16 protein-coding genes are annotated in these 26,290 nt (G+C 47.7%); 3 read left to right on the top strand and 13 right to left on the bottom strand.

The window, feature by feature from the left end:
• Positions 1 to 314 precede the first annotated feature (314 nt).
• The 11 genes from GJB61_RS24985 to GJB61_RS25035 form a co-directional block, all read right to left on the bottom strand.
• Positions 315 to 3,056, bottom strand: coding sequence for an alpha-mannosidase (locus GJB61_RS24985; protein WP_154121757.1), 2,742 nt, complete (start codon positions 3,054 to 3,056; stop codon positions 315 to 317).
• 22 nt (positions 3,057 to 3,078) lie between these two features.
• Positions 3,079 to 6,234: a beta-galactosidase gene (locus GJB61_RS24990; RefSeq protein ID WP_338116110.1), complete on the bottom strand. Its 3,156-nt coding sequence runs from the start codon at positions 6,232 to 6,234 to the stop codon at positions 3,079 to 3,081.
• Entirely contained in the window at positions 6,231 to 7,550 is a 1,320-nt protein-coding gene (locus GJB61_RS24995; protein WP_154121759.1) for a glycoside hydrolase family 125 protein, read from the bottom strand. The genes GJB61_RS24990 and GJB61_RS24995 overlap by 4 nt, the downstream gene beginning before the upstream one ends.
• Positions 7,551 to 7,582: 32 nt before the next feature.
• Positions 7,583 to 10,714 (bottom strand): alpha-mannosidase, encoded by a 3,132-nt coding sequence (locus GJB61_RS25000; RefSeq protein ID WP_154121760.1) that lies wholly within the window; start codon positions 10,712 to 10,714, stop codon positions 7,583 to 7,585.
• Complete coding sequence (locus tag GJB61_RS25005) at positions 10,701 to 13,016, bottom strand: glycoside hydrolase family 3 N-terminal domain-containing protein (RefSeq protein ID WP_154121761.1); 2,316 nt, start codon at positions 13,014 to 13,016, stop codon at positions 10,701 to 10,703. The genes GJB61_RS25000 and GJB61_RS25005 overlap by 14 nt, the downstream gene beginning before the upstream one ends.
• 38 nt (positions 13,017 to 13,054) lie before the next feature.
• Positions 13,055 to 13,969 carry a carbohydrate ABC transporter permease gene (locus tag GJB61_RS25010; RefSeq protein ID WP_154121762.1) on the bottom strand — a complete coding sequence of 305 codons (915 nt, stop codon included), beginning with the start codon at positions 13,967 to 13,969 and terminating at the stop codon, positions 13,055 to 13,057.
• A gap of 24 nt (positions 13,970 to 13,993) precedes the next feature.
• Entirely contained in the window at positions 13,994 to 14,923 is a 930-nt protein-coding gene (locus tag GJB61_RS25015) for an ABC transporter permease (RefSeq protein ID WP_154121763.1), read from the bottom strand.
• Between the two features lie 89 nt (positions 14,924 to 15,012).
• Positions 15,013 to 16,497 (bottom strand): ABC transporter substrate-binding protein, encoded by a 1,485-nt coding sequence (locus GJB61_RS25020; protein ID WP_154121764.1) that lies wholly within the window; start codon positions 16,495 to 16,497, stop codon positions 15,013 to 15,015.
• A 338-nt stretch (positions 16,498 to 16,835) separates the two neighbouring features.
• Positions 16,836 to 18,356, bottom strand: coding sequence for a response regulator transcription factor (locus GJB61_RS25025; protein WP_154121884.1), 1,521 nt, complete (start codon positions 18,354 to 18,356; stop codon positions 16,836 to 16,838).
• The gene (locus GJB61_RS25030; protein WP_154121765.1) at positions 18,349 to 20,172 is read right to left on the bottom strand and encodes a cache domain-containing sensor histidine kinase; all 1,824 of its coding nucleotides are present in this window, start codon (positions 20,170 to 20,172) and stop codon (positions 18,349 to 18,351) included. The genes GJB61_RS25025 and GJB61_RS25030 overlap by 8 nt, the downstream gene beginning before the upstream one ends.
• Positions 20,172 to 21,557, bottom strand: a complete 1,386-nt coding sequence (locus GJB61_RS25035) for a purple acid phosphatase family protein (RefSeq protein ID WP_154121766.1) — start codon at positions 21,555 to 21,557, stop codon at positions 20,172 to 20,174. Before GJB61_RS25035 ends, GJB61_RS25030 begins: the two co-directional genes overlap by 1 nt.
• 133 nt (positions 21,558 to 21,690) lie before the next feature.
• Between GJB61_RS25035 and GJB61_RS25040 the strand changes: the two genes are divergently transcribed.
• Together GJB61_RS25040 and GJB61_RS25045 are read left to right on the top strand one after the other, a co-directional pair.
• Positions 21,691 to 21,819 carry a DUF4023 family protein gene (locus GJB61_RS25040; RefSeq protein ID WP_154121767.1) on the top strand — a complete coding sequence of 43 codons (129 nt, stop codon included), beginning with the start codon at positions 21,691 to 21,693 and terminating at the stop codon, positions 21,817 to 21,819.
• 187 nt (positions 21,820 to 22,006) lie between these two features.
• Entirely contained in the window at positions 22,007 to 22,372 is a 366-nt protein-coding gene (locus tag GJB61_RS25045; protein WP_154121768.1) for an S-layer homology domain-containing protein, read from the top strand.
• 197 nt (positions 22,373 to 22,569) lie between these two features.
• Here GJB61_RS25045 and GJB61_RS25050 read toward each other — a convergent pair whose 3' ends face one another.
• Together GJB61_RS25050 and GJB61_RS25055 are read right to left on the bottom strand one after the other, a co-directional pair.
• Entirely contained in the window at positions 22,570 to 23,697 is a 1,128-nt protein-coding gene (locus tag GJB61_RS25050) for a hypothetical protein (protein ID WP_154121769.1), read from the bottom strand.
• A 115-nt stretch (positions 23,698 to 23,812) separates the two neighbouring features.
• On the bottom strand, positions 23,813 to 25,156 hold the full coding sequence (locus tag GJB61_RS25055; RefSeq protein ID WP_154121885.1) for an aminotransferase-like domain-containing protein: 1,344 nt from the start codon (positions 25,154 to 25,156) through the stop codon (positions 23,813 to 23,815).
• Positions 25,157 to 25,292: 136 nt separating this feature from the next.
• On the opposite strand from GJB61_RS25055, the gene GJB61_RS25060 reads away from it, so the two are divergent.
• Complete coding sequence (locus tag GJB61_RS25060; RefSeq protein WP_154121770.1) at positions 25,293 to 26,222, top strand: DMT family transporter; 930 nt, start codon at positions 25,293 to 25,295, stop codon at positions 26,220 to 26,222.
• The last annotated feature ends 68 nt before the right edge of the window (positions 26,223 to 26,290 follow it).

The following is a 26,290-nucleotide window of genomic DNA, read 5'->3' on the forward strand; positions in this document are numbered from 1 at the left end:
TTTCGTAAAATCCCACTCACTCGTTGTTCAGTTTTCAAAGATCAAGTTCTCGTTGTCGGCGTTTAATGTCTCACCAGCAACTCTTATAATATATCATATTCATTCGTGTAATGCAAGCACTTTTTTTTATTTCATTTTCGTGCTCGGCGTTGATGTCTCTCGGCCGGACTTAGAATATATCATGATTGGAGAAGCATTGCAAGCTTTTTCTAAAATGACTTTCACTTAACTGTTGTGTACGCAAACACAAATAGAAAAGGCAGATACAAAAATGACCTTGGCATTTCTGCCAAGGTCTCTTTTGCTGCTTCTGGTTAGTCTCTTAGTTGAATACCAAACGTAGCTATTTCACAAGGACCTATCTGTATAGATTGTTTCTCCTTCTCTTCCTTCAAAGACAAAGGCATACGCTCTTCTAGAATATTCGTCTTGTATAGATGTACATGTGGAAGCTCCAGGCTCAGAGCAAGCTGTGTTGATGAGTCGCTCATGTTATACCAGCGCAACAGCAGATCATCTGTGATCTCGTTCATTTTCAAGGAAGAGAACGCGACTTCAGGACTCTCCCACTGAATAGGCGCATACCCCGAAGCCAATGTTCCAGCATGAATGCCTGTCTGGCATACCGTCCAAGATATCTGGAATTGATAAGCCTCAGCATAAGCACCGGAGGATATGCCGTCCATGCCATGTGGGATCAGCTTCAGACTTACGGTGTGCTCTCCCAAGCATTGAGCCTCTGGTGTCGGGAACCAACCCCAATCTCCAAGCTCGCCTACACTGCGCAGCAAAGTAACAGCAATGGTATTGCGTCCGTCACGCAGAACCTCGTACTCATTCAGCCCAAGATTGGCCACTGTTAGACCTACCTTGTCATTGCTGACATCAACAAAAGCCTGCTGGTGCTGGGTGTTACTTGGATTCAGCCATTCCGAGGCTGGCACGTTATCCCGCTTGGCTATTTCGAACATCGAATCCACGTGGTGAACAGTGGTTTGAAGATCAGTGGGGAACAACATCCGAACCCGGTGATCCTTCGCCTGATTATTGATGGCGGAATCGATTTGCAGCCCTTTACCGGCACGCTCCAGCGAAATAACTGTACGGAGCTTCAAGATGACGGTATTCTGGCTCCGCTGTGCCTTACGCTCCGGATAATAAACCAGTGAGCGCTGCTCTGCATCCAGTCTCTCATCCGCTGCTGCCGGAATCTCCCAATCGTGCTGTATCTCAATCGCAGCCCGGTAAGGTGTATCTTCCAGTACGCGAATAGCTGCAGCATGCCCTTTGGTAGTCAGTGCAGTTTCTCCTTCGGGCTGCTTGTACATGTATTCATTACCGATGTCTCCTGTGTTCTCATAAATACCAAGATCCTGGTATAAGACACCGTTTTGCTTATCCAGCAGGGTAAATGAACCATCAGGGTCAATTTCCACTCTGAGGCCGGCATTCTCCATTACGTATTCCCCATTAAAAAGGGAGTTGTATTCAGAAGCAGCGCTCGATGATTCAACCCAAGCATAGGTGCGAAGTCCAAGCGCAGGTACTTGCGGGGCTTCAAAGGTCAGGCGGACCTTGCGGCACATATATGACTGCCGGAATTTATCATCTGGCAGATCGTAGCCGAATTGCAGACCTAGGTCTTCTATAGAGCAAGCCAGCATCAGGCCACTTTCATCCACCAATATACGTCCAGAGAGCTTAATCTCCTGCATTCTGCGGGCGGTCTCTTCCAGCGTATGGCCTTCGCGCAGGTATAATCGGGCAACGTCCAGCTCAATAACGATGGTGCCTGTCCGGCTCCAGCCCGTTGTATTCATCACTACAAACGGCACTGCATTATCCCCATACTTGCTAAAAGCTAACGTATCAACAGCATCCGCAATGAAGCTTGCGCTATCTTCTACGATACTTTCGGCTACATGGCGGCTCTTATCGAAGCGAGTCACCATCTCGCGGTGCACTTCATCTATACTGCATCCGCAAATACTATCATGCGGATGATTCTGCATTAATGTCTTCCAAGCATAAGTGAACAGATGATGCGGGTAAGGCTTGCCCGCAAGATGAGCAATCGAGGCGAGCGGTTCTGCTACTTTCTCAAGTAATGTCTGCCCCTGCTGGTTCATCTGCTTCAGATAGATGCGGGCTGAAGCTGTATTCACCAGGGTGCCCCAGCCGTCCGTGCGCTGACTGCGCAACTCGCCAATAACAGAGGATAATTCACGCTTTTCAGAGGCTAGGTCTGTTTGCAGTGCAGCCAGATAATCAGGAAAGTTGGAATGGATAAACTCTATATCCGGGTACAACGCTTGTGCCGTGCGGATAGCCTCAGGCAAATCCAGTTGCAGCGGCTGATGATCGCACCCATTCATGAACAGTAACTCGCCCGTTGAGGCATATTTCTCCGCATCAGCCAGCTTGCGATCCCAGAATTCGCGGGCCGCCACTTCGTCTACAGGAATCTCGTTGCCGTTGGAGTACCAATTAGCAAATAAAATACCGAGTATTCGCGAGCCATCCGGTCCTTCCCAGATCAGCTCGGAGAAGGAAGACTCGTAGTCGCCGTCTGAGACGGTATTATTGAAGCCCGTTGGCTTAACGCCACGCCCGAAGAAGGCATTGGTAATACCGGATTGAACCATCAGCTGCGGTGTCTGTCCGACCAGTCCGAAGGTGTCGGGGAAATAGCCGATTTTGGAGGGTTCACCATATTTAATTGCATCCTGATGTCCGATCTGCATGTTGCGCACATTAGCCTCGCCGCTTGTAAGAAAGGCATCCTGCAAAATATACCATGGTCCGATCAAAATCCGGCCTGCACTGATATACTGTTCAAGCTTCTCTTTTTTCTCCGGCCGCACCTGAAGGTAATCCTCCAGAATAATCGTCTGTCCATCCAGATAAAAGCTGCGAAAAGCCGTGTCGCTGTCCAGCTTGTCCAGCAGTGCATCTACGAGCTGAACCAGCCGGACATGATGCTTCTCATAGGGCAAATACCATTCCCGGTCCCAGTGGGTGTGGGAAACAATATGCGCTGTTTTTTTCTTAGTCATAAGGCACTCTCTCCTCTATTATTCAGCTTCTATGAAGGGAAATAGCTACTTCTGCTGGTCTGTATACCGACACTAGCTGTCCTGCCATATCCGTCGCGAACAGTACAGAACGTTCTTGTTCCAACCTGAAGGTGTAGCTAATGCTTGTGTCGGGATCTCTGACCTCGATCTCTGCATCCCAAGCGTACTCCGATACAAAGATATAGAGCGATCCTTCCGCAAAGCTTAGCTTACGTCCGTATACTCCTGGTAAATCCCCACCGACAACCCACTCTAGCTCAGTCTCAATACCGGATGCTTCCACCGCATGGCGATACAGTTCGACAATAGGTTCGTCCCGCTCATTCAATTCCAAGGGAAGCGGGCACCAGATGAGACGTCCTTTACCCAAAGGTAATTCCACTACAGTATCACCAGGTTGAAGATTAGGAGTTTGAGTCGAAGCAGTTTGTACCGCTACTTCTTTCACCAGCTCGGCAATTCGGCGTTGTCCGTAAGACACGGCGAAGGTGCTGCCGCCAAGATTCAGCAATTCCTCCCGCCGCACATTGCGGAGTTCACGTTGTCCTAAAAGGTTATTTAAACGGTCGGACGGCTGCCAATAGGCGTTAATTCCTAATGATCCGGTTACCAGTAGTACTGCACCCGTCTGCTCGACAATGCTGATTAGCTTGTCCATAGCCTCATCATCAAGATTGTGCGCGCTTGGCAGTAGGATCAACTTAGGCGGTTGTGCCTCCAGCGCCTCAAGGCCGTATTCCGAAACAGCTCGGAACGGCAGATGTAACTGATAGGATAGGATACGCGTCAACCGTGTAGTGGCATCAAAGGCCAGCTTCCGGTTCGATAGATCATTTGAATAGGGAAAAATAACAGCAATCTCTTCGAGCTTACGCTCAGCAAACAGCTCTCCAGCTTCACCTATAAAATGACCAAATTCGTAAGAGACGTCAGCTTCCGGTTTCTCGGTACCATCTGCCCGGACAGCTCCGATCTGTGATTCATTAGCATTATCCATATAGAAGTTCGTGTTCCAGATCCACTGGATGGCACCGGCTCCACCTGAAGCAAACGCATAAGCATACTTGCGTTCCAGCATGGCCCGCAGCTCTTCTTCACTGCGTTTCGCCCGCCCGTCCGGTGTCTCCACGTACATAATTCCGGTCTCCTGCACCAGATTAGGCTTATTTGCTGTTTTGGCAAATATACCGCTCCACAGCAAGTTATCGTTCAGCCACCAGGTATGGACCGTCGTATAATCGACAGCCTCTTCATAAAAGAATGGCGACGGTCTTTGTGCGCCAAGCGCTTCATCTTGCCCTACCGTAACTAATTGGTTAGGACTCAGCTCTTTAATCGTTCCGTACAGCTCTTTGGCCCAGACGTTGTGCATATCCATTGAGAACAGGCAATAATCCAGCCAGCGTGTACCACGTTTGCCTTGATGCACATCCTGTATGCTGAAATTAATCTCTTCACGCTCAGGTGGCAGGGCTGCTGTAAAGTCCGGCAGCTCGAGTGGTGTCATATTCCAGCGTTCCTGAAGAACGGAGATGCTGCCATGACGGGTCTCCAGCCATGACGAGAAGGCCTGCCGCTCATATCTATCATTCGCCGTGCTTGGTCCATCTGAGAAAATACGCGGTGGATCAAACATGGAAGGTTCATTGATCAGATCCCAATCCACGTGGCTCGTATTGCGGTGCCGGGAAACAATGGAGCGGATGAAGCGTTTTTGCGCCTCTATACTGCGTGGATCAAGGTAAGGATTACGCCCCTCCCAAGTTTCTGGTGTAAAGGAGAAAAAGGTGAAGGTTACCTGCAGGTCATGTTTTTTGGCAGTTTGTAGAAAAGCATCAATCGCCCGCAGTACTTCCTCAGAGGCATGTCCGTCCACTTGCATCACATTCCGGTAAGCGGTCCAAATACCGGTCCGAATCCAGTTAATACCGGCCTTCTTCATCTGCGCCATATCCCGGTCCCATACCTGCGCATTCGGCAGGAATAGGAACTTACGCGCCACATCTGAAGTCATATAGGTCATGCCTACTACCGGCAGTGGCTTGCCTTCTTTTATAAAGTAGTCCCGGCCAGCGGTAATCGATTCCCCTTCCGCGAGCAGATCGGCATCATAACTCCAGAAGCCCTGACGCAGCACACGCACTTCTCCATCTTCAGCTTCGGCTTGACAGATAAGGCGGTACAATCCGGCTTGCAGTTTCACCGGCATTGAGAACCGATGGATATTATGTTCTCGGGTTACTGTCAGCTGACATCCATATTCAAAACACGCTGCGCTCTCCCCATCCTTTTGCAAAGTGAACTTGAGCTTCCACTCTACCGACGACTCTGTGGTAGGCTGACGGCTGAGGCGCTGACTTTGCAGGCTGATTAGGGGCTGTTCACCTTGTTCGTAAGAAGCGTAATTGGGCTTCATCCAGAGCTCGGTTACGCCCTTGGCGATAAACGCTGCTAAGCGGGTCAGCACTTCTGCACCACCGTTGCTCCAGAAGGCCTGCTCGAGCGGCTGGCCTACAAAAATCCAGCGCCCACCCACGAAGGGGCCGCCGACATGCTCCCACAGAACGACAGGTGCGGAAATCTCGCGTCCCTCTGCTGTAACACCTTTTAAGAGTGGATATATCCGTGTATCCATCGGACCGCTTGCGCCCATTTGCTCCGGTAAATCACTGCTCTTGGTCACATGCGGTACTAGATTCCAGGTATCCGAGGGGCTCAGCAGCTGTTCTTGACCAACGAAGAGCGGGATATCCTGTAATGCAGCATAGGTATGAACGCGGCTGCCATTCACGCGCAGCGCTTCATGGATATGCAGCTGCCGGTGATAAGCGGTCTGCTCGGTTTCTATCTGCCACGTGCCGGACTGCTGCCGCACCGGATGCTTAAAAGGTGCGCCGCCGATGCTGAGCAGGCCGCCGCCTTTTTGCAGGAAGGAGACAATGGAAACCCAAGCTTCCTTCGGGAAGTAAGGGGGATGCAGGTTGATAAATACGCCACCCGCTTCTGCAGTATCCAGCGCCTGCGCCAATTGTTCCGCGCTGACGACGTCGCCCAACCCTTTTAGGTGTGCTGATAGCAATCCACCCGTTGCATCCTCTGTTGCAGGGCCACCCGGGAATGCTGGATCGAAGAACAGAATCACTCGACCCGCGCTCACAGAATACCTTCCTTCATCGCCCGGTACACCAGTTGTGAGAACAGACTGTTCGACCACGCGAACCAGCTGCGGGTAAAAATGCTTGGATCATCCGCATGGAAACCCTCGTGCATAAATCCGGTTCCGGCATCGGTGCTCTCCAGCAGGGCAATCAGCTCCAGCTTCTCTTCCGCTGTCTGTGCTGTAATTCCCTGCATCGACAAGGCCATATGCCAAATGTAATTCTCCGGGGTATGTGGACTGCCGATACCTTTGGCAGCTTTACCTTCATAATAGAAGGGGTTCTCTGTGCTTAGCGCAAACCGTCGTGTATTCTGGTAGATTGGATCCTCCGCAGAAGCGTAGCCCAAATACGGAATAGAGATCAGTCCTGGTGTCCCAGCATCATCCATCAGACAGTAGTTGCCAAACCCGTCGGTCTCATAGGCATAGATAGGCCCAAACAGTGGATGGCGGTAGATTCCGTATAGTTTAATCCCGTGATCCACTTCAAATTCCAGTTCTTTTAGCTCGGCCAGAAATTCATAGTCGCGGAACACCCACTCGGCGAATTCCTGCATCTGGCGCAAGGCGACAACGGCGAACATATTGCCAGGAATGTTGTAGTGGAAGTCGCAGGCATCGTCGCTGGAACGGAAGCCGGACCAGATCATCCCGGTATAATTCACCGGCATCCCTAGTCCGTTATTGCGCAGCGAATCTTCAGGAATGCCGTTATTCCGCGTGAAGCGGTAAGGCGATTGCTCGAAGTGGTGTTGCTCTCTTTTGAACAGGTCAGTGATAAGTCGCAGTGCCGCTTTGAATTCAGCATCAAAGAAGTCCGTAATTCCGGTTTCTTTCCAATAGGTATAAGCCAGCCGTACAACAAAGCACAGGGAATCAATCTCAAACTTCCGCTCCCACACCCAAGGCGACATGTCCGTAATATCATTGGTACTCCAGTGCCAGTCACTAGCCCGCTCGTTAAACGCATTGGCATAAGGATCAATATGGATATAGTGAATATGACGTTTGATCAATCCACCGATGATCCGCTGCAGATCAGGGTCATTCTTCGCCAGTGGCACATATTGAATCACCTGTTCGACTGAATCACGCAGCCAGGAAGCCGGAATATCTCCGGTAATAACAAAGGTTGTTCCGTCATCAAGCAGCTTCGTTGTGGTCTCCAGCGTATTGGGAAAACAGTTCTTGAACAACTGCAGCAGCTTGGGGCGATGGGCCAACTTCTCCTCGGCTTCGGCAAGTACCTCTTGTATGGCCTGCGGCAGTTCGAGCTTCGGCATTGCTATTTTGGGTAGTCTGAATTGTTCCAAGAGAGGTCCACTCCTTTATTCATATATTGATATCATCTGATATAGATTGTTTTGATCTCATAGGGTGTAAATTGCAGTTCAAATCCGCTCTCATTGTACGTAATAGGCTCCAGTTCTTCCTCTAAGGCATTGGACAGAAAAACTTCACTCAAAGGCTGCTTCCAACTGAGCTTTACAGTTTCACGCCCGCCTGATGATTCGTAGAAACGCAGGACGGTTCCCCGGCCATTCTCAGCCGGCTTAATCGTATCTAGCACTACATGCTGACCGCTAAATCCGGCAAAAGAAGCTGCAGCTGGCAGTTGGCCGAGCTTCGCTTCAGCAGCTACTACACAAGGTTCGAGGTTCAGCTCGGCTGCCTTACGTGAAGTATGTGCAGCGCGCCAGTCTCCCTGATGCGGATACAAGGAATAGGTGAAGTCATGCTCACCTAGATCTGCAGTGATATCGGGCCATTTCGGAGCGCGCAATAAGGATAAGCGGATCACGCTACCTTGAATGTCATAACCATATTTAGAATCGTTCAACAGGCTGACCCCATATCCGTGCTCGGAGACATCTGCGAAACGATGGCCGCAGACCTCATACTGCGCCTGCTCCCAGCTCGTATTGCGGTGCGTCGAGCGCTCCAATGTGCCGAAGGGAATTTCATAGGTCGCTTTTTCCGCTACAACATCGATGGGGAACCCTACCTTTAACAGCTTATGGGCTTCATTCCAGCGAACATGTGTCTTGAAGTCAACCCTCCGGTCCTCATGGTAGAGAATCAGATCTTGGGTAATCTCGGATTGATTAAGCTTCCAGCGGAATCTCAGCACATCCTTCACAAGACCTATGTGTTGGACGCTTGCCTCCATAAGCTCGGCTTCCCCGGCAGGTTGTGCTTCATAACGGCTATCGATATCCCAAGCATCCCAAAGTGTTGGGCGGTCGTGGAAAAAGTGAAAGCGATTCGCACGTTCTCCCGGCTGCACGATTTCGCGATCCACTATTTTGTCGAACAAGCTGACGATTTCTCCCCGCTCATTAAATGTGATTCGGTAGTATTCCGTCTCCCAGCCATCTGTAAGCATATCTGTGCCAAGAGTTCTCTTAAGTACTTCTGTGTTCCGCGCAGCCACAACATCCTGACTTTTCAGCCAAATGGTCTTATAACCAAGCGCCGGAACAGCAGGCACCCGGACAGATGCTACCTTACTGCCAGAAGCTTCTACTAGAAGATCTACAGAAAGAGAAACCCCGTTCTCTTCACAGGCTGACGGAACAGTATTAGTCAACTCACTATCTGTTAAAGGAATCTCAATTACAGCATCCCGCGCCCATCCCAGACTGTTGAACACAATATAGGGTCTGCCTTCTCCCAGCGTTGTCACTTGAGCTGCCAAGGCTATAAGTCCCGGCTGCAGCCCGGAATTTCCGTATTTAAAAATCTCCTGATATTCTTTCTCCGAGGTCTCATAGGCTTCAGTAATCGCCGAGCCAGGAATAATATCATGAAACTGGTTAAGCAAAATTAACTTCCAGCCTTTATGCAATTGTTCGGCATTCTCCAGCCGCTGCTCTTGACTCATATAATTGGTGGCCATGACCTGCCACAACTCCGCTTCACGATAAAGAATTTCTGCTTTGCGGTTGTTCCATTTATTGCGGCTGTGCGTAGTATAGGTTCCTCGGTGCAGCTCAAGATATAGATCTCCCCGCCATTCTGGAAGCTGCGGCTCTTGCTGTGTAATCCCTGCAAAAAAATCTCCCGCATTACTGTACTTACTAGCTGGCTCTCCGACCATCAGATCAGCCCGCTGAATATACTCCAACATCTCGCGGGTCACCCCGCCGCCACCGTCACCGTGTCCATACAGCAGCATTTGTTCGTTATGCTTGCTCTTCTCGCGGAAGGACAACCAATGATCATGCACATCAATCGGCAGCGTGTTCTCATTAACACCGTGATTCAAATAGGACAACATCGAGGTTCCATCAATTCCAACCCAATGAAACAGATCGTACGGGAATACATTGGTATCATTCCAGCCAAGCTTGGTCGTCATAAAATAATCTACACCGCCATGCTTCAGAATCTGCGGAAGTGAAGCACAATAGCCAAAGGTATCTGGCAGCCACTCTATATTCGAAGTTCGACCGAATTCTTCAAGGTAAAAACTCTGCCCGTAGAGCATTTGCCGCATCAGCGACTCTCCACTCGGAATATTCAGATCAGGTTCAACCCACATTCCGCCAACAAGCTCCCAGCGACCTTCCCGAATTCGCTCTTTCACCTTGTCATAGAGAACCGGATCATTCTCTTTCAGATAAGCGAACAACTGCGGTTGGCTCTGGGCGTACTGATAATCCGGGTATTCGTCCATTAAGGCAGTGACGGTGGAAAAGGTGCGGCTGGTCTTGCGGACCGTTTCACGTGTCGGCCACAGCCAGGCGATATCGATATGTGATTGACCAACCATATGAATGGTGCCTTCCGAATTACTACCGATTTCCCTGATGCTAATTCTTAGCTTCTCTTCTATAGAAGAGACCAAGTTGCCCTCGCGAATCTCTGCCTCTCCTATATACAGAAACTCATCCATCGCCAGATATAGAGCTTCCAGCATCCGAGTGCGGCGCAGATCCTGCTCCGGCAGCAGAATTGCCGAGTCACGGATGACCGTAGCCGTGTACATTAAGCTCTGCACTGGCTGGTTCACCAGTACTAGCTGACTGCGAATCGCCCGGATCGGGGGTTGAATGACTGCCTGAGCGTTCAAAGGATCGACCGGCTCGGGAATGGGATCAAACAGTTCAATTTCCAGCTCCAGTGAACGTCCATCCTGATTCCCCTCCAGCGTAACGAATGTATGATTCCTATCCAGGCCTTGGCGGGATTCCCCATTTACACGCAGTAATCCCTCCCCGCCGGATTCAAAAATCAATCCAGTCTGGCCCGCCGTCCACGCAAGCGGAATCTCCAAAGAGCGGCGAAAGAAATAGGTCGTTCCCTGTACACTCGGAAATAAAGCGAAGTTTCCACCCTCTGTATACGGCTGTAAATGGTCATATTGTCCTGGCACAACATAATTGGAAGACTGAATATCCCAGTCCCCCAGCTCGCGTTGCTCCAGCCATTGATGCTCTGACAACTCGCGAATAAACCGTTTAATTCGTTCCATATGAATCCTCCCTTACGTACAAGTCCGCGCTCAGAGTGTCATTCACCTGCCGGCCCACCCGAATTTTGAAGGCTCCCGGCTCCACAACCGGCTGATAATCAGTGCCGATATATTGCAGTTGTTCCGCACCCACTTTAAACTCTACCGTCCGCGATTCTCCAGGAGCCAGTTTAATTTTGCTGAAGCCTTTCAATTCCTGGGCGGGTCTTGTCACTTTACTGGCGATGTCGGAAATATATAGTTGCACGACTTCGGAACCTTCACGCTCACCTATATTCTTCACCTCTACGGTGACCGTCGCAGTTTCGTCCGCGGCAATCACTTCAGGCTCCACGGTTACGGCGGAGTAGCTGAAGTTGGTATAACTAAGTCCGAAGCCAAAGGGATAACGGGGCTGTGAATCCTCCTCCAGATATCTTTTGCCACGGGATCGCTTGCCATTGTAATATACCGGCAGTTGCCCAACATGCTTCGGTATAGAAATCGTCAGCCGGCCCGACGGGTTCACATCGCCGAACAGAATGTCCGCAACCGCATGACCGCCTTCCTGTCCTGGATACCAGGCTTCCAGAATGGCATGAGCATGCTCATCAATCCAAGGCTCGGTGACCGGACGACCGTTAATATAGACCACGATTACGGGCTTGCCGAGTTTGTATATTTCCTGAATAAGTTCAAGCTGTACACCGGATAGCTCCAAACTCAGCCGGTCTATCCCTTCCCCACAATCCATATCACTCCATGAATGTTCTGTTACTTTGGATGCACCTGTCTTGAGGTCAATGCTGCCTTCGCCAAAATCACGCGCACTGGAGCCGCCAACAACCATCACAATGGCATCTGCCTGCTCCGCGCAGGATATAGCGGCAGCAAAACCTTCTTTTGAATCGCCTTTAATCCGGCAGCCAGGGGCATAAAGCACCCGTTCCGGTTCCTGCGCAAGCCTGCTGAGAATACCACCTAACACAGTAGTCACTTTGGAACGCTCCTGTGGAGATGTATAATCTCCGAGCTGATTATAGCCCGCATCAGCATTGGGGCCGATGACAGCAAGGGTTCCGGAAGTTGTGGACAACGGCAGAAGATTTCCTTCATTCTTCAGCAGAATGATGCTCTCCCCTGCCATCTGGCGGGCAAGCTGTTGATGCTCTTCACAGCCGATGACCTCTTGTGCTCGCTCAGGATCTGCGAACGGTTGCTCGAACAAGCCCAGCCTGAACTTCAGTGTCAGTACTCGCCGAACTGCACGGTCAATAACGCTTGTATCCAATCTGTTCATCTCTACAGCCTCTACTAAATGCTTGCTAAACATTTCGCCGGACATTTCCATATCTATCCCTGCTGAAATGGCCTGTACAGCTGCATCCAGTCCGTCCTCAGCCACATCATGACCTGCTGCCAGCATCTCAATGGCACCGCAATCGGTTATAATTAAGCCGTCGAAATCCCAAGCCTGGCGGAGAATATCCTCTAGTAACTGTGTATTCGTCGTACAGGGAACTCCGTCTATTTCGTTATAGGCGGGCATCACAGACGCTGCACCAGCCTCAATTGCTTTCTTGAACGGCAGCAGATCCACTTCATGCAGCTCGCGCCAGCCCATATGTACAGGCCCGGCGTTCCGGCCGCCCTCGGAGCTTCCATAACCGACAAAATGCTTCACTGTAGCAGCCACACTCGACTGGCTGTCTAGTGATTCTCCCTGCAAACCTTCCACTGAAGCCACGGCAAGCTCGCTGATTAAATACGCATCTTCACCGAAGCATTCCTCGGTCCGTCCCCAACGCGGGTCGCGTACGACATCAAGCACCGGAGAATAGGTTACTGCGCCGCCTTGGCTGCGCGTTTCCAACGCAACCGCCCGGCAAATTTCCCGATATAGATCTACATTCCATGAGCTGCCAAGGGATAGCGGCACCGGAAATACCGTCGCGCCGATCGCCATATGGCCGTGCGAGCACTCTTCCCCAATCAGGATCGGAATCCCGAGCCGGGAATGTTCCATCGCATACCGCTGGACTTCATTGACAGCCTCAGCGCCTTGTTTGGCAGATAGACCGTTAGCGAGCGTTACACCCGTCCAAGGATCTGCACGAAGCATGCCATACAATGAGCCAATACCTGCTTGCTCAATCTGTTGCTTAAAATTCTCAGTAAGTGTGATTACTCCGTCTCTATGCTCATAGGCCTGCCAGCCAAAAGGCTGGATCAACTGACCGACCTTCTCTTCCAAAGTCATCAGTCCGAGCAGATGATCAACCCGCTCTTCAGTTGGTTTCGTCTTGTCTTTGTAGATCAGCATCTCCACTTCTCTCCCATCATTCTAACGTGATGTTGTTGTTATTCCTTGACGGCACCTAAAGTGAGACCTTGAACAAAATAACGCTGGAAGAATGGATAAGCGAAAATAATCGGCAACGTCGCCAAAACCACCATCGCCATGCGGGTAGTATCCTGTGGTATGGTTTGAAGTGCTGCCATACTGAGCGAGCTGTTCTTTGAGTTTTGAATAAACTGGATACTCGATTCGATCCGCATCAGCATGGATTGCAGCGGCACCAGATTCGGATTATCGATGTACAGCAAGGCGCTGAACCAATCGTTCCAGTAACCGAGCGTGCTGAACAAACCGATGGTAGCAAGACCTGGCAGCGACAATGGGAGCACAATTCGCAGAAAAATAAAGAAATCGCCTGCCCCATCAATCCGGCCTGATTCGATAATTGCTTCTGGAACGCTGGTAATATAAAATGTGCGCAATATCATAATATAAAAGGCATTCATAGCCAGTGGTAGAATCAAGGCCCAAAGCGTATCTTTCAGACCCATCAGTTGGGATACTACCATGTAGGTCGGAATCATTCCGCCGTTAAATAGCATAGTCACGATCGCAAACACAGAGAAGAATCCCCGATAACGGAAGCTCTTCCGTGAAATGGCATAGGCATACAGCGACATGAGAATCAAGCTGAATATGGTTCCTATCACTGTGACCAGAATAGTCACCCCGTAAGCACGATACAGCGTATCCCCACTTTGAAATACAAAACGGTACGCCTCCAAACTCCACTTGGCCGGGAAAACCCGATATCCGTCCGTTGCCAGTGTTTTCTCATCGGTAAGGGAAATAATCACTACGAACAAAAAAGGGAAAATACATATAAAGGAAAATGCTGCCGCAATAATATTCAAAATGATATTCCAGCCACGCGAAACATGATGGAAATCTTGTATTTTTCTTTTTACCTCTGCCATAAACTGACACTCCTTTCAGCTTTTCTAGAACAAGGCGCTGTCTTTATCCATTCTGCGCACAATGAAGTTAGAAATCATAACGAGTATAAATCCTACAACCGACTGGTAAAGGCCGGCAGCCGTACTCATGCCGATTTCTCCGGTCGTTTTGAGACCACGATATACATATGTGTCAATTACGTTGGTTACGGAATAAAGTGTGCCCGAATCTCGGGGAACCTGGTAGAACAATCCGAAATCGGCGTAGAAAATCCGACCAACTGCAAGCAGTGTCATAATAATAATGATTGGAGAAAGTAGCGGGAGCGTAATGTTAAAGATTTGTTGCCTTTTGCTGGCACCATCAATCATGGCCGCTTCATAAAGCGATCTGTCGATTCCCAGAATAGAGGCCAGATAAATAACGCTGTTGTAGCCGATAGCCTTCCATAAGTTGACGAAGATCAAAATGTAAGGCCAGTATTTAGGATCGGAATACCACTGCACTCGCTCGACACCGAACCAGCCCAGGATTTGATTGACCATACCGCGGTCCATACTCAGGAAGCTAAATGCAAAGTATCCGACAATAACCCAGGAAAGAAAATAGGGAAGAAACATTCCGGTCTGATAAATCTTAGCCAGCGTTTTGCCGACCAGCTCGGACAATAAAACAGCCATCGCCACGGATAGGACTAATCCGACCACTATAAAAGCGATGTTGTACAGCAACGTATTTCGCGTAATGATATAAGCATCACTTCCGTTAAACAGGAACTTGAAATTGTCCCATCCCACCCACTTGCTAGTCACGATACTAGCCCAGAAGCCTTCTCGATTGAAGCGGTACTGCTTGAAGGCTACCACGGTGCCAATAAGAGGCAGATAAGAAAAAAAGAAAAACCAAATGGCACCAGGCAGCACCATGAATAGCATGACTTTGTTTCTGACAAGGTTTTTGAATAACGCGGCCATAGTGTTTCCCTCCTGAAATATAATGAAAAAGGATCGGGCGCAGCTATCACCCGCCCGATCCCAAGAATGGTACTTATCTCTATTATTTATTACTTGTTATTCGCAGTTCTCCATGCATCAAGTTGAGTTTGGGCTTCAGCAATTACCTTGTCGAGACCCGCCTCTTTGAATTTTTCGATCGCTTTCGGCAGATATTCATCAGGATCCACAGTTCCAGTCATCAACGATGCCCAGAATTGCTCCTTCACGTTCTGCACCGCCGCCATCTCGGTTGCTACTTTTGTGCCATCAAAGTTGAAACTCAAGATTGGGGAATCTACGCCTTCTGCATTAAATTTCTTAAATTGCTCCCATTTGTCGCTCTGGTCATTCGGGTTAAGATACAACAACATGTTGTTTCCTAAGGAATAAGAAGGCATATCATAACTTTTTGAGGCTGGCAGATTTTCCATATGGGTATCATCAATCTTCTTGTAATGTTCTCCTTCAATACCGGAGTCAACCATGTTGCGAAGTACAGGATCCGTATTGAGCAGGTTCAGAAATTCCATAGCTTTTTCTGGATGCTCGGAGTTGGCAGAAATCGCCATGATCGAACCTTGAACGGAGTTGTTATTAATGATTGAATTACTTGCAGGCGTAGATACTACTGGATATCCGTAACTTGCTGACCATAAATTATCGGCAAGCGGCTGAGTCTGCGCCATGTCAGCGAACCAATTTCCAGAGGTTGTCAGATCATTCGTCGAACCCGTTGTTGCCGCTTCAGGAGCGATATATCCGGCTTCATAATATTTATGCATTGTAGTAAGGGCTTGCTTCATTTCAGGAGTTTCGAGAATATTCACAATTTTATAATCTGTCGTGTCCAGCTTAACAGCCATTGGCAGATTTTGAATAACGTAATCATAAGGAATATTGGGAAGGAAGTTTTTGTCCATACCAAACGCAGTTACGTTAGGTTCTTTTTCTTTAATTGTCTTCAGCAAAGGCTCCAAGCTTTCCAGGGAGCGCACACTCGAAATGTCTAGATTATATTTATCGACGAAATTTTTGTTGAAGCGCCACACATTTTCCTGTGGGAGTTCCTTATTAGCCGGAATACCGTAATTGTGTCCGTCAACTTTGGAGCCTTCTAGGAAAGCAGGATCAATGGTGTCTTTGATGCCCTTTCCATATTTTTCAAGCAAGTCATCCATTTCCATGAATGCGCCTTTTCTGGCGTTCTGTACATAGTCGAATCCACCGGAGGCTGTGAAAATAATATCCATAGGTTCACCGGAGGCTACGTTAACTTGCAGCTTCTGTGGATAGTCGCCCCAGTCAACCATTTTCATCGTAATTGTGGCGTTAATTTTCTCTAGCGTATACTTGCTGACTGCTTCCATAACTTTGTCAACGTCTTGTTGCGGCGTACCAATCGTATACCAAATCAGATTAACAGGCGCTTCTACTGCTGGTTCGTTGCTGTTGCCTTCAGCATTGTTTTTACTGCCACCGCAGGCGCTAAGAACGAGCACAAAAGCCATTAGCATTGCAAGCACGAACGAAAAACTTCTTCTACTCTTAATCATGTGTGTTCCCCCTTTTAAATACCTTGACTTGCTTTACCTTCTGTTATTCTCTTGATGTTTTAACTACCTTAACCTTACCGGATGTAAGAGTTTTCAAATAGAAGATAAACTTAATAAATTGAGGTACAAATTAAAGAAAAGGATGAATGCCCTGGATGAAACAGTTAATTATTGATAAAACGTTTACATCAGTTGTTATATCCATGTTATTTGCATACCTTGCTCAGATTTATCGCTCTATATCCTTCCAAACAGCAATAGGCTAAAGACAAGAAGACTCCCTAACCCAAAGAATGGTTTTAGGAGTCTAATTCGGGTCTTTTTCTTAGTACTTCATTTCAGCAGAGCGCTTTATAATCCGTTGGGGAAATCCCCACATATTTTCTGAATTGCTTATAGAAATAACCGGTTTCCCAATAACCCACATTGCGAGCAATTTCATGTACCTTCAAGTTGGTATTCTTCAGCTGCTCTTTCGCTTTTTCAATACGATATTTGTTGATATATTCCGCAAAGGAATCTCCGGTCTCCTTATGAAACAGCTGGCCCAGATACACGGGATGAATATGATATTGTACCCCCAGTGTCTTCAGCGACAGCTCATTAGCATACTGGCTGTGAATAAAGCCAAGCACCTGATTCACAACCGGGTTCTTGATATCCTGCAGCAGCGAACCGACCGTTTCTTTCGCCACATTCTGGATAGATTCCACCAAATCGGCTATCTTTGCGCTGCTTCGAACTCTGGTGAGGCCTCTCTTGAAGATGTCCGATTCGTCCGTATATTTGATATGCTCCAATTCCATTTTGAATCTTACCACAAGCTCTAACGCCGCATTTTGCAAATCCTCAGGCTGAACGCCTTCAACCTTCTGCATCTGTTCAAAATCGTTTCGGATTCGATCCGTCAGAGCTTCCTGATCCCTGGCAAGAATCAGCTTGGCATATTCCTCCCACTGGATAGGGTATTCGTGGCCCATGCCGCCATCTGCCTCAAACGATTGATATTCGATGATTTGGCGATCCGGGTGAATCATATAGTATTCCAGGGCCCGTTTGGCTTCGCTATAGCTGAGAGAGGCTTCTTCGGGCAGTTGGCTTACACTTCCGATCCCAATTTGAACGAACCGGTTCGATTCCGCCAGCTCACGGGACAGTTGCTCAAGCAACGTAACAAATTCCCTTTTTCCTTCGGCCCAATTCTGTAATGAACTGATCATAACTATTTCTCTGTCAACATCGCGAAAGAGTGTAATCTCATGCTCGTCCCTGAGTCGCTGGCGAATCCATTCGAAGCTTTCCGTCGGGTCGCCTTCCACCCGAAGAACGGCAACCACAATATATGGCCCGTTTAACATGAGGCCAATCAGCTCTGCCCGTTCCGCAAACTCAGCTGCGGCGATCTGTCCGGTCAACCAGCGATACAACGTATTATCCTTAAGGATCTGAACGTCAAACGCGCTGTACTGCTCTTCCGACCTCACGCTGTCCAGCTTCTCCACCGTATTGCGCAGGGTGGATTCCAATTCCTCTATGTTAATGGGCTTCAGAAGATAGTTCTCAATCCCAAGCTTCATGCCTTCTTTAAGATAATCGAATTCATTGAAGCCGCTAAGGATAATGACTTTCAGCTCCTCATGTAATTTCCGAGCTTCCGAGATCAGGGTAAGTCCGTTCATGATCGGCATGGATATATCGGTTATAAGCACATCTACAGGGGTAGAGGCCAATAAATCTAACGCCTGCCGCCCATTCTCCGCGTGTCCGACAATTTCCAGACCGAGCGATGGCCAATCCAGGATATCGTATAAACCCTCAATGATAAATGGCTCATCATCAACAATAAATATTTTATACATCTTCAGCATCTGTTCCTTCCCTTAACGGATAACGTACTTTGATGGATGTTCCTTCACCAGGTCGGCTCTCTATCTCAATCCCGTAAGATGGGCCATACAAAAACCGCAACCGGCTGTGAACGCTGCGAAGTCCAAACATTTGTCCGTTCTCTTCTGGTTTCTCCAGTTCCTCACGGATTTCCGCCATTCTTTCCGGTTCAATACCTTTTCCATTATCGGTAATCACGGCCACAAGTGCATTGCCCTCTTCCGCCACATCAATCGCCAGTCGGTTGTCAAACCGCTCTGTTTCGATGCCGTGGACGATAAAATTCTCGATGAGAGGTTGGAGCGAAAGCTTTATGATCGACTTGCTGTCCAACCTTGAATCAGCCGTAATGGTGTAACTGAATTTATCCTTGTAACGGATTCTGAAGAGCTCCAGATACAACCGGCAAGCCTCCAACTCGTCTTTTAGCGTATAAATCTTTTTCTGCTGCACCAGGCTTTTAAATAACACAGACAAGCTGTAGATCATTTCGCCTACATCCTTCGCCCCTTGGGAGATTGCCCTCATCCGGATAACCTCAAGCGTGTTATATAGAAAGTGGGGACTAATCCGCGCCTGCAGCGCTACAAGCTCTGTCTGCTTCTGTTTGATTTCTGCTTTATATACCCTTTCAATATACAGATTAAGTTCGTCCAGCATATCGTTGAAGCTTTTGGAAATCTGTCCAAGCTCATCATCCCGAATATCGGTAATCCGCGCTGCTAAATCGCCGTTTCTCACCTTTCTGGTAAAGCGGATGATTCCATGCGTCCGCTTGGCGAAATTGCTGATGAACAACGAAGGAATCAGAATGGCAAATAAGATACAAATAGAGCTTATCGTCAGAATCGTATTCTGTAATCCACGATAGGTCTTAGCGAGATCCCGCTTGGGCACCGCACTCAACACCGTAAATCCCCCTTGGCTTTGCGTCAGTTTGGTAAAGGTCATCCCTTCTTCCATGACACCGTTATCATAGACGGAATTAACCTGCTCGATATACGGATATTTCCGTCCATAATAAGCGCCTGAAGAATCAAACAATACTTCACCGTCTCCCGAAAGCACGAGGATCGATCCTTTTAAGTTCTCTTTAGAACTAGCCAGGCTATTCCATATCTTCTGCGTATCAAAATAAACGACCAATTGGCCGATATTACGCAGCGACTGCTCATTGTTAATCGGCATGCGAATGGAGTACATCGGCAGATCAAGCAATCCGACCGTTTTCCGTACCCAAATGTTCGAACCGGAAACGTTGGAGCTTTCCTGCGGATACATAACGTCAGGCACAAAAGAACGAACAGCGTTGGTGGAAATGATCTTAAACTGCTTCCTGCTGTTGTAGACATACAGTTGCTGTTGATCGGCACTGTATAATATCAAGCTGCGGATATCAGGATCATCATCCACCTTATTTTGAAAATAGGTCATCGTATCGGTGGGTGAACTGTTCTCCTTATAAAAACGGTCTAATCTGTAGTTCACATAGTCTTGGTACGGATGTTCCAGGAAATAGGAGGTGTTGGCAGCGAGTTCGTTGTCCCTATAAATATCCCGCATCGTCGTCTGTACCGATTCATATTTGCCTCCGATGTAATTGCCAACACTCTCAATTGCCTGCTTCTGCACTTCCATTTGTCTCTGTACGGCCGCCTCCGACATAACCTTAAACATCAAATAGGAGAATGTAATGATCGTTACCACTGCGATGGCTGAGAACAACAGAATGATTTTCATAAATACATTGTGTTTAAGATATTTCCTGTAAATATTCCCCGGGAGCATCAGAAGCCTCCTTTCCTTGTTAGCGTAGTCTTGCGAATACTATACTGATCGTACAGCTCGGTCGTCCCTTTCAAAGTTGTTGTGTAAGCTTGAAAGGAGAGCTCTTCGTCCGTAACGGTCACACCCGTGAACATCTCCTTGTCCGGCTGCCCATATTTAGCGGCAAATGGGAAAGGCCCGTCGGCTATAGTATATCTTTTATTGCCTGCTGCATTGGTCAGTAAATACAAAGTGCCTGCGGGATTCACTACGGTCCCCATTGCATCTGGAACAATATTCGTCAACGGCTTATTATTGTACATTTGGTAGCTTCTGGAGTAGGTATGATCATGCCCGCCAATGACCATATCAATCCCCAGGTCATCAAATACCTTCGTTAATTGCGTTCGGAAAAATAATACATCGGCGTCTTGTGTATGAAGAGCGACCGAATAAGGCGATTTGTGAAGAAAAACAACCTTCCATTTCTTATCCGAGGTTGCCACTTCACGGCGGAGCCACTCCACCTGTTTCTTATAGAACGCAGCAACCTCAGCATCTGAACTGCCACCATAATATTCGGTATTCATCACCATAAAATGTGCTGGCCCATAGTCTAGCGAATATACGGAGCCAGCCGGTTTTGCGCCCGTGTTCGAATCATTCGGCAGGTTGAAATGGGCGCTGTAGTTCGTATAGCCACTGCTTTCGTGGTTGCCTACCAAGGGAACCAGCGGGATATTCGCCAATATCCCCTGTGGTTTGTTAAAGAACCACGACCACTGCTCTTCAATATCTCCGTTATCTACCAGATCACCAGCAACGAGAATGAACTTACTCTCCGGAAATTTAGCCATGCCTTGTTGAAGGGTATGATTCCAGATTTCGAAGTCCTTCTCAGTGGTTCCTTGGGAATCTGTGGTATACAGAAATTGAAAGGCTTTAGTTGCTGGACTCTCTGTTTCAAATGTACCGATGGCGCTCCAATGATCAGCTTGTCCATCACCGGCACGGTAAGCATACAACGTTCCCGGCTTCAGGTGATCCGCGATAACCTTATGGTTTCTCTGTATTATCACACGTCCGGTTACTTTATCTGCCTTTGACCTATAAACGCTTGTCGTATCTGCTGTTCCTTCGTAGGCTTGAACTCCGGCTTTCGGAAACTCAGCGTTAATTAATTTCGCCGCTTCAATGACTTCCAGCCTGGTTCCTGTAATCTTGTCCGGAGCCATCCAGGTAAAGGCCATACGGTTCTGCGGACTGCCATTAAAGGTTAACGCTATGGATTCAGGTTTCCCTTCATCTCCTGTGTGCACCCTAAATACTACAGCCAGCACAAGACCCATCACGACGAGTACCACAACTATCTTGATGGAACCAAGTTTTCGAAATAACTCAAACATGTTCTTTTCCCTTCCTGCTCATCGTTAGTTGAATTGATTATACACTTCTCAGCCGAATCATGTTTCAAGCATGCATGAATTTAAGCAGAAGTGGTTACAGTAACAACAAGGTTCTGAATCTAGGAGGTTGAACATGGATGATACTCATGAATTCGTAGAGAAACTACACGATACCCAAAAGAAAGATGATAAAAATAGACAGAAGCATGATGAACCCGCCAACGAAAAGCTCCCGACCAAGCAGCATGGGACGAATAAATAGCATAGCAATAGCTCATTATTAACTAATCAAGAAGAAATGTAAGGAAAAATACCTAAACAGCAGGCTCCCGTATAAGGGGGGGACCTGCTGTTTAGGTGTTTGTAGTTCACTAGTTGTCCCCGAATTATAAATTACTGAAGCACGAACCTCCGAAATCATTGTTGGAGTTCCGGTAACCGCAATAACGTTGAATAACGCAACACTTAGCTTAACGGTAGGCCAATCCGATACATTATCGGCAACAGTGGAATCGACAGCAACGCCAGTACCTGCTGGCAACGATAGTAATAACGTAACCCCTACAAAGCAATTCACTGACATTCCTGCAGGGTATTGGGCTGTAACTGCCATTAATGAATTGATTTCGAAAGGGATTTTGAATGGCATGAGCAGTACTTCGTTTGAACCCGGACGAAGTGTAACACGTGCTGAATTCACTGCGATGCTGGTTAGAGCCTTACAGCTTACAAAAACAAGCGATGTGGCTTTCACCGATGTGAAAGCGGGCATCGCACAAGGTAAGAGCACTACGATATTCGGCGCAACTGCATAAATTACCCGTGAAGATGGACGCGGTGAGAATACCTTCAAACCTAGTGGAATTACAACCCGTGGTGAAGCCGCTCAAGTCATCTATAATCTGTTGAATAAATAATTAAAAATCTAGATATCTAGCCTAATCACAATTAAAAACAGCTGGGCTATCCGTAATGGACACCCCAGCTGTTTTTAGGTTATTCAGAATCCTTATTAGTTACTCAATTTCGCTACACTTACAGCTACTTTCTCCAGCTGCGCTTTGCTCAAAGCCTTATCCGGCGAGCTGATCGTTACAAAACGGTCCGCCAATTTAAAGGTCAACATTGCTGTATCACCAGAAGGACTATACCATTTCGCTTCCGTTCCGTTCGAGAGTTTCACGGTATCTCCATCATAACTGTAAGAGTAATCCCGTGGTGACACGTTAACATTCATATGATTGAACAGGAAGCTTACGCCATCCTCCCCGCCAGCTACCTTCACGAAAGCATCTCCGCTAATCATTTGGACTGGAGCATAGGCTGTTTCAAACCCTTGGAAATTGGCAAAAGCTTTGGTGATCGCTTCTTTTTGTGCAGCACTGTATTGAACAGCGGCTACAGTGATAGCAGAATCAGAGCCATTACTCAATTTCGCTACACTTACAGCTACCTTCTCCAGCTGTGCTTTGCTCAAAGCCTTATCCGGCGAGCTGATCGTTACAAAACGGTCCGCCAATTTAAAGGTCAACATTGCTGTATCACCAGAAGGACTATACCATTTCGCTTCCGTTCCGTTCGAGAGTTTCACGGTATCTCCATCATAACTGTAAGAGTAATCCCGTGGTGACACGTTAACATTCATATGATTGAATAGGAAGCTTACACCATCCTCGCCACCAGCTACCTTCACGAAAGCATCTCCGCTAATCATTTGGACTGGAGCATAGGCTGTTTCAAACCCTTGGAAATTGGCAAAAGCTTTGGTGATCGCTTCTTTTTGTGCAGCGCTGTATTGAACAGCCGCTACAGTGATAGCAGAGCCAGAACCTGGAGTTGTGCTTCCTGAGTTAGTCCCGAGAATGACCTGATTAGTGGCAGCATTGAAGGTTACAGGAACCTTTAATACGTCAGCCAACGCACGAACAGGCAGGTAAGTCGTATCATGATATGTGATTGGCGCTAATGTTTTTCCATTATTGTCCACTGGCGTATATGCTGCTCCATTCACTTTGAAACCAATGCTGTGATTGAGATAAGCGCTGATTTTCTGCAGATTAGTTCCTGCATACACACCTGCTGAGCCTGTAACTGCCATTCCGAATACCATTGTTGCTATGATCATTTTTTTGCTTTTCATTATTATCTTCTCCTTGTAAGTTCATGTTTTGTTCATGCTGTAGTTCTATTTAACCATTAACTTGTTTCCAACTTATCTCCAGATTGTAAAGAACTATCTCTGTCAGGAAACAGCACTACCAGCTGCTCCCGCGCTTCACTTCTTCTACTATGGCCCTGACGCCTTCATCGATCTGTTCAAGTTGGGCCCGAGAAATGCTGATCCGCAAAAACTTATCGCGCTTCTGTTCATTAGACAAATAGAACCCCTTGCCAGTTACGACATTGACCTTCCTCAATGCAAGCCGCCTAATCAGACGCTCCAAATTGACCGTTTGTGGTAGTTTAAATTGCATATAGACACCAGAACTAACAGCAGCCACTTCGATCAAATTATCAACATTGTGCCTTTTCAAGGCTGCATACAATGCATCAATCCTTGCTGCATACAGCTCGTATATTTTGTGCTTATGGCGCTCGTACATCCCATTCTTTATATACACCTCGAGTGCAGCCTGTGACAAGAGTGAGGTGTCAGTATATCCTTTGCCGGCTTCGAAAGCCTTCAATAGCGTTTCCGGTATAACCGCAGCACCCAGCCTTAAGCCTGGAAAAATGATTTTGGAGAAGCTTTTCAAATAAACAACGTGTGCGGTCTGGTCGTAGGCATAGATGGGCTCGAACCGCCGCTCTGCACCCAAATCAGCCATATAATCATCCTCCACGATGTACACATCGTATTTGCCAGCCATTGCGGCGATTGCCTTACGATCCTCTGTATGAAGAGAGCTGCCCAGCGGATTGTGATATCTTGACATCGTGTAAAAAAATTTGATATCCCCACTTCTGAATTTCTCTTCCAGTTCCTGCAAATCAAGCCCTGCGCTCGAGCGGGTGATGCCGCAAACGGGTATGCCCTCTGCCTCCAAAAAACGCAAATAAATATCGTAGCTTGGCTGTTCAACCAATATGACAGCGTGCCCGTTCGGAAAGGGCATCTTCGCCAAAATCCTGAGCGCCTGCTGAATACCCGAAGTGATGATGACCTGCTCCACCTTGGCAAACACCTGATCACCAGCCAAATGAGAAACCAATGTTCTCCGCAGCGTATCCAACCCCAGTGCATCACCATATGTAAACAGATTGTACTTATAGGTATCAATCGCTTTATTCAAGCAATGCTGGAAATCTAAATATGGAAACACATTCAAATCCGGCGATGCCGAAGCGAAATCAATCGTTTGGTTGTCCGTATCCTTACGCCAGTCCTCCGGCCTCTCGACCGTATAAAATCCACTTTGCGGAATGGAATAAATGGCATGGTTTTTTTCGAGTTCTCCATAGGCACGTATGATTGTACTGACACTGCACCCGTAGAACTCCGCAGCACGACGAACGGAAGGGAGCTTCTGACCCGCCTTATATTGACCTTCCCGGATTTTATGCTCCATATCAGATAAAATCGTATAATACTTTTTCATCATATCCCCCTGTTCTGTTCTTTGTTCAGTATACAGGATTCGAGAACTGTATCGGTACAGTATAAATAAACAGACGTTGTTAGTATTCGCATTTCCCCCTAAATTTAAAGTAACAGAAAGAGAGGAAGATGAACCTATGCTGCCTAAAGGAATAAAGCTTGCCTATATATTTGCCGTGTCTAATGCGGTGATTATCGGATTTTCATTCTTATTCACCAAAATAGCGCTCGGCTATGCCGAACCGCTCGATACACTGACCTACCGCTTTGCCGCTTCATTTATCATGATCTCAGTCCCGGTCGCCTTCGGCTGGGTCAAGCTGTCCTATCGTGGTAAGCCACTGTATAAATTGCTGCTATTAGCAACAATGTATCCACTTGGGTTCTTCACGCTTCAAGCATTTGGACTACAGCGCTCCACCTCTGCCGAAGGCGGCATTTTATATGCATTCACGCCTGTCGTGACATTGCTCCTCGCCTCCCTTTTTTTGAAAGAAAGAACAACCCTACCGCAGAAATTATCCATCTTCCTGTCCGTATTCGGCGTTGTGTTCATTTTTATCATGAAGAAAAGCAGCTTCGATCTGTCGAACATTATGGGGATCTTGCTGCTGTTCCTGACATGTGTAGCTTTTGCCGGATATAGTGTATTAGCCCGTTCACTAGTGCAGCAGTTTAGCCCGGCTGAAATCAGTTATTTCATGATGACTGTCGGATTCGCGACTTTTCTGGTGGTCTCAATGATCAGCCATGCTACCCGTGGAACACTCGGTGATTTGCTCCATCCATTATCCAGCGGTACATTTATCACAGCTATACTATACCTTGGCGTAGTAGCTTCACTTGTCACAACACTGATGACCAACTATATTTTGACCCAAATTGAAGCTTCCGTAATGAGTGTGTTCACCAATCTGGCGGTCATTGTCTCCATCGCAGCCGGGGCAATCTTCCTCGGAGAGGGAGTTACCCTCTATCATTGGATCGGATCGCTGCTCATTATAGCAGGGGTTATTGGTACGAATCGTTTGGGACAAAAGAGGAATAGGACCTGCAATAAACTCTGATCTGGGGGCGTCTATAATACTGGTAAACGATTACCGCTAGGCGTGAAAGTGTAATGATCTACTCAAAT

The organism is Paenibacillus monticola (genome assembly GCF_009664975.1).
GTDB classification, from domain to species: domain Bacteria; phylum Bacillota; class Bacilli; order Paenibacillales; family Paenibacillaceae; genus Paenibacillus_AQ; species Paenibacillus_AQ monticola.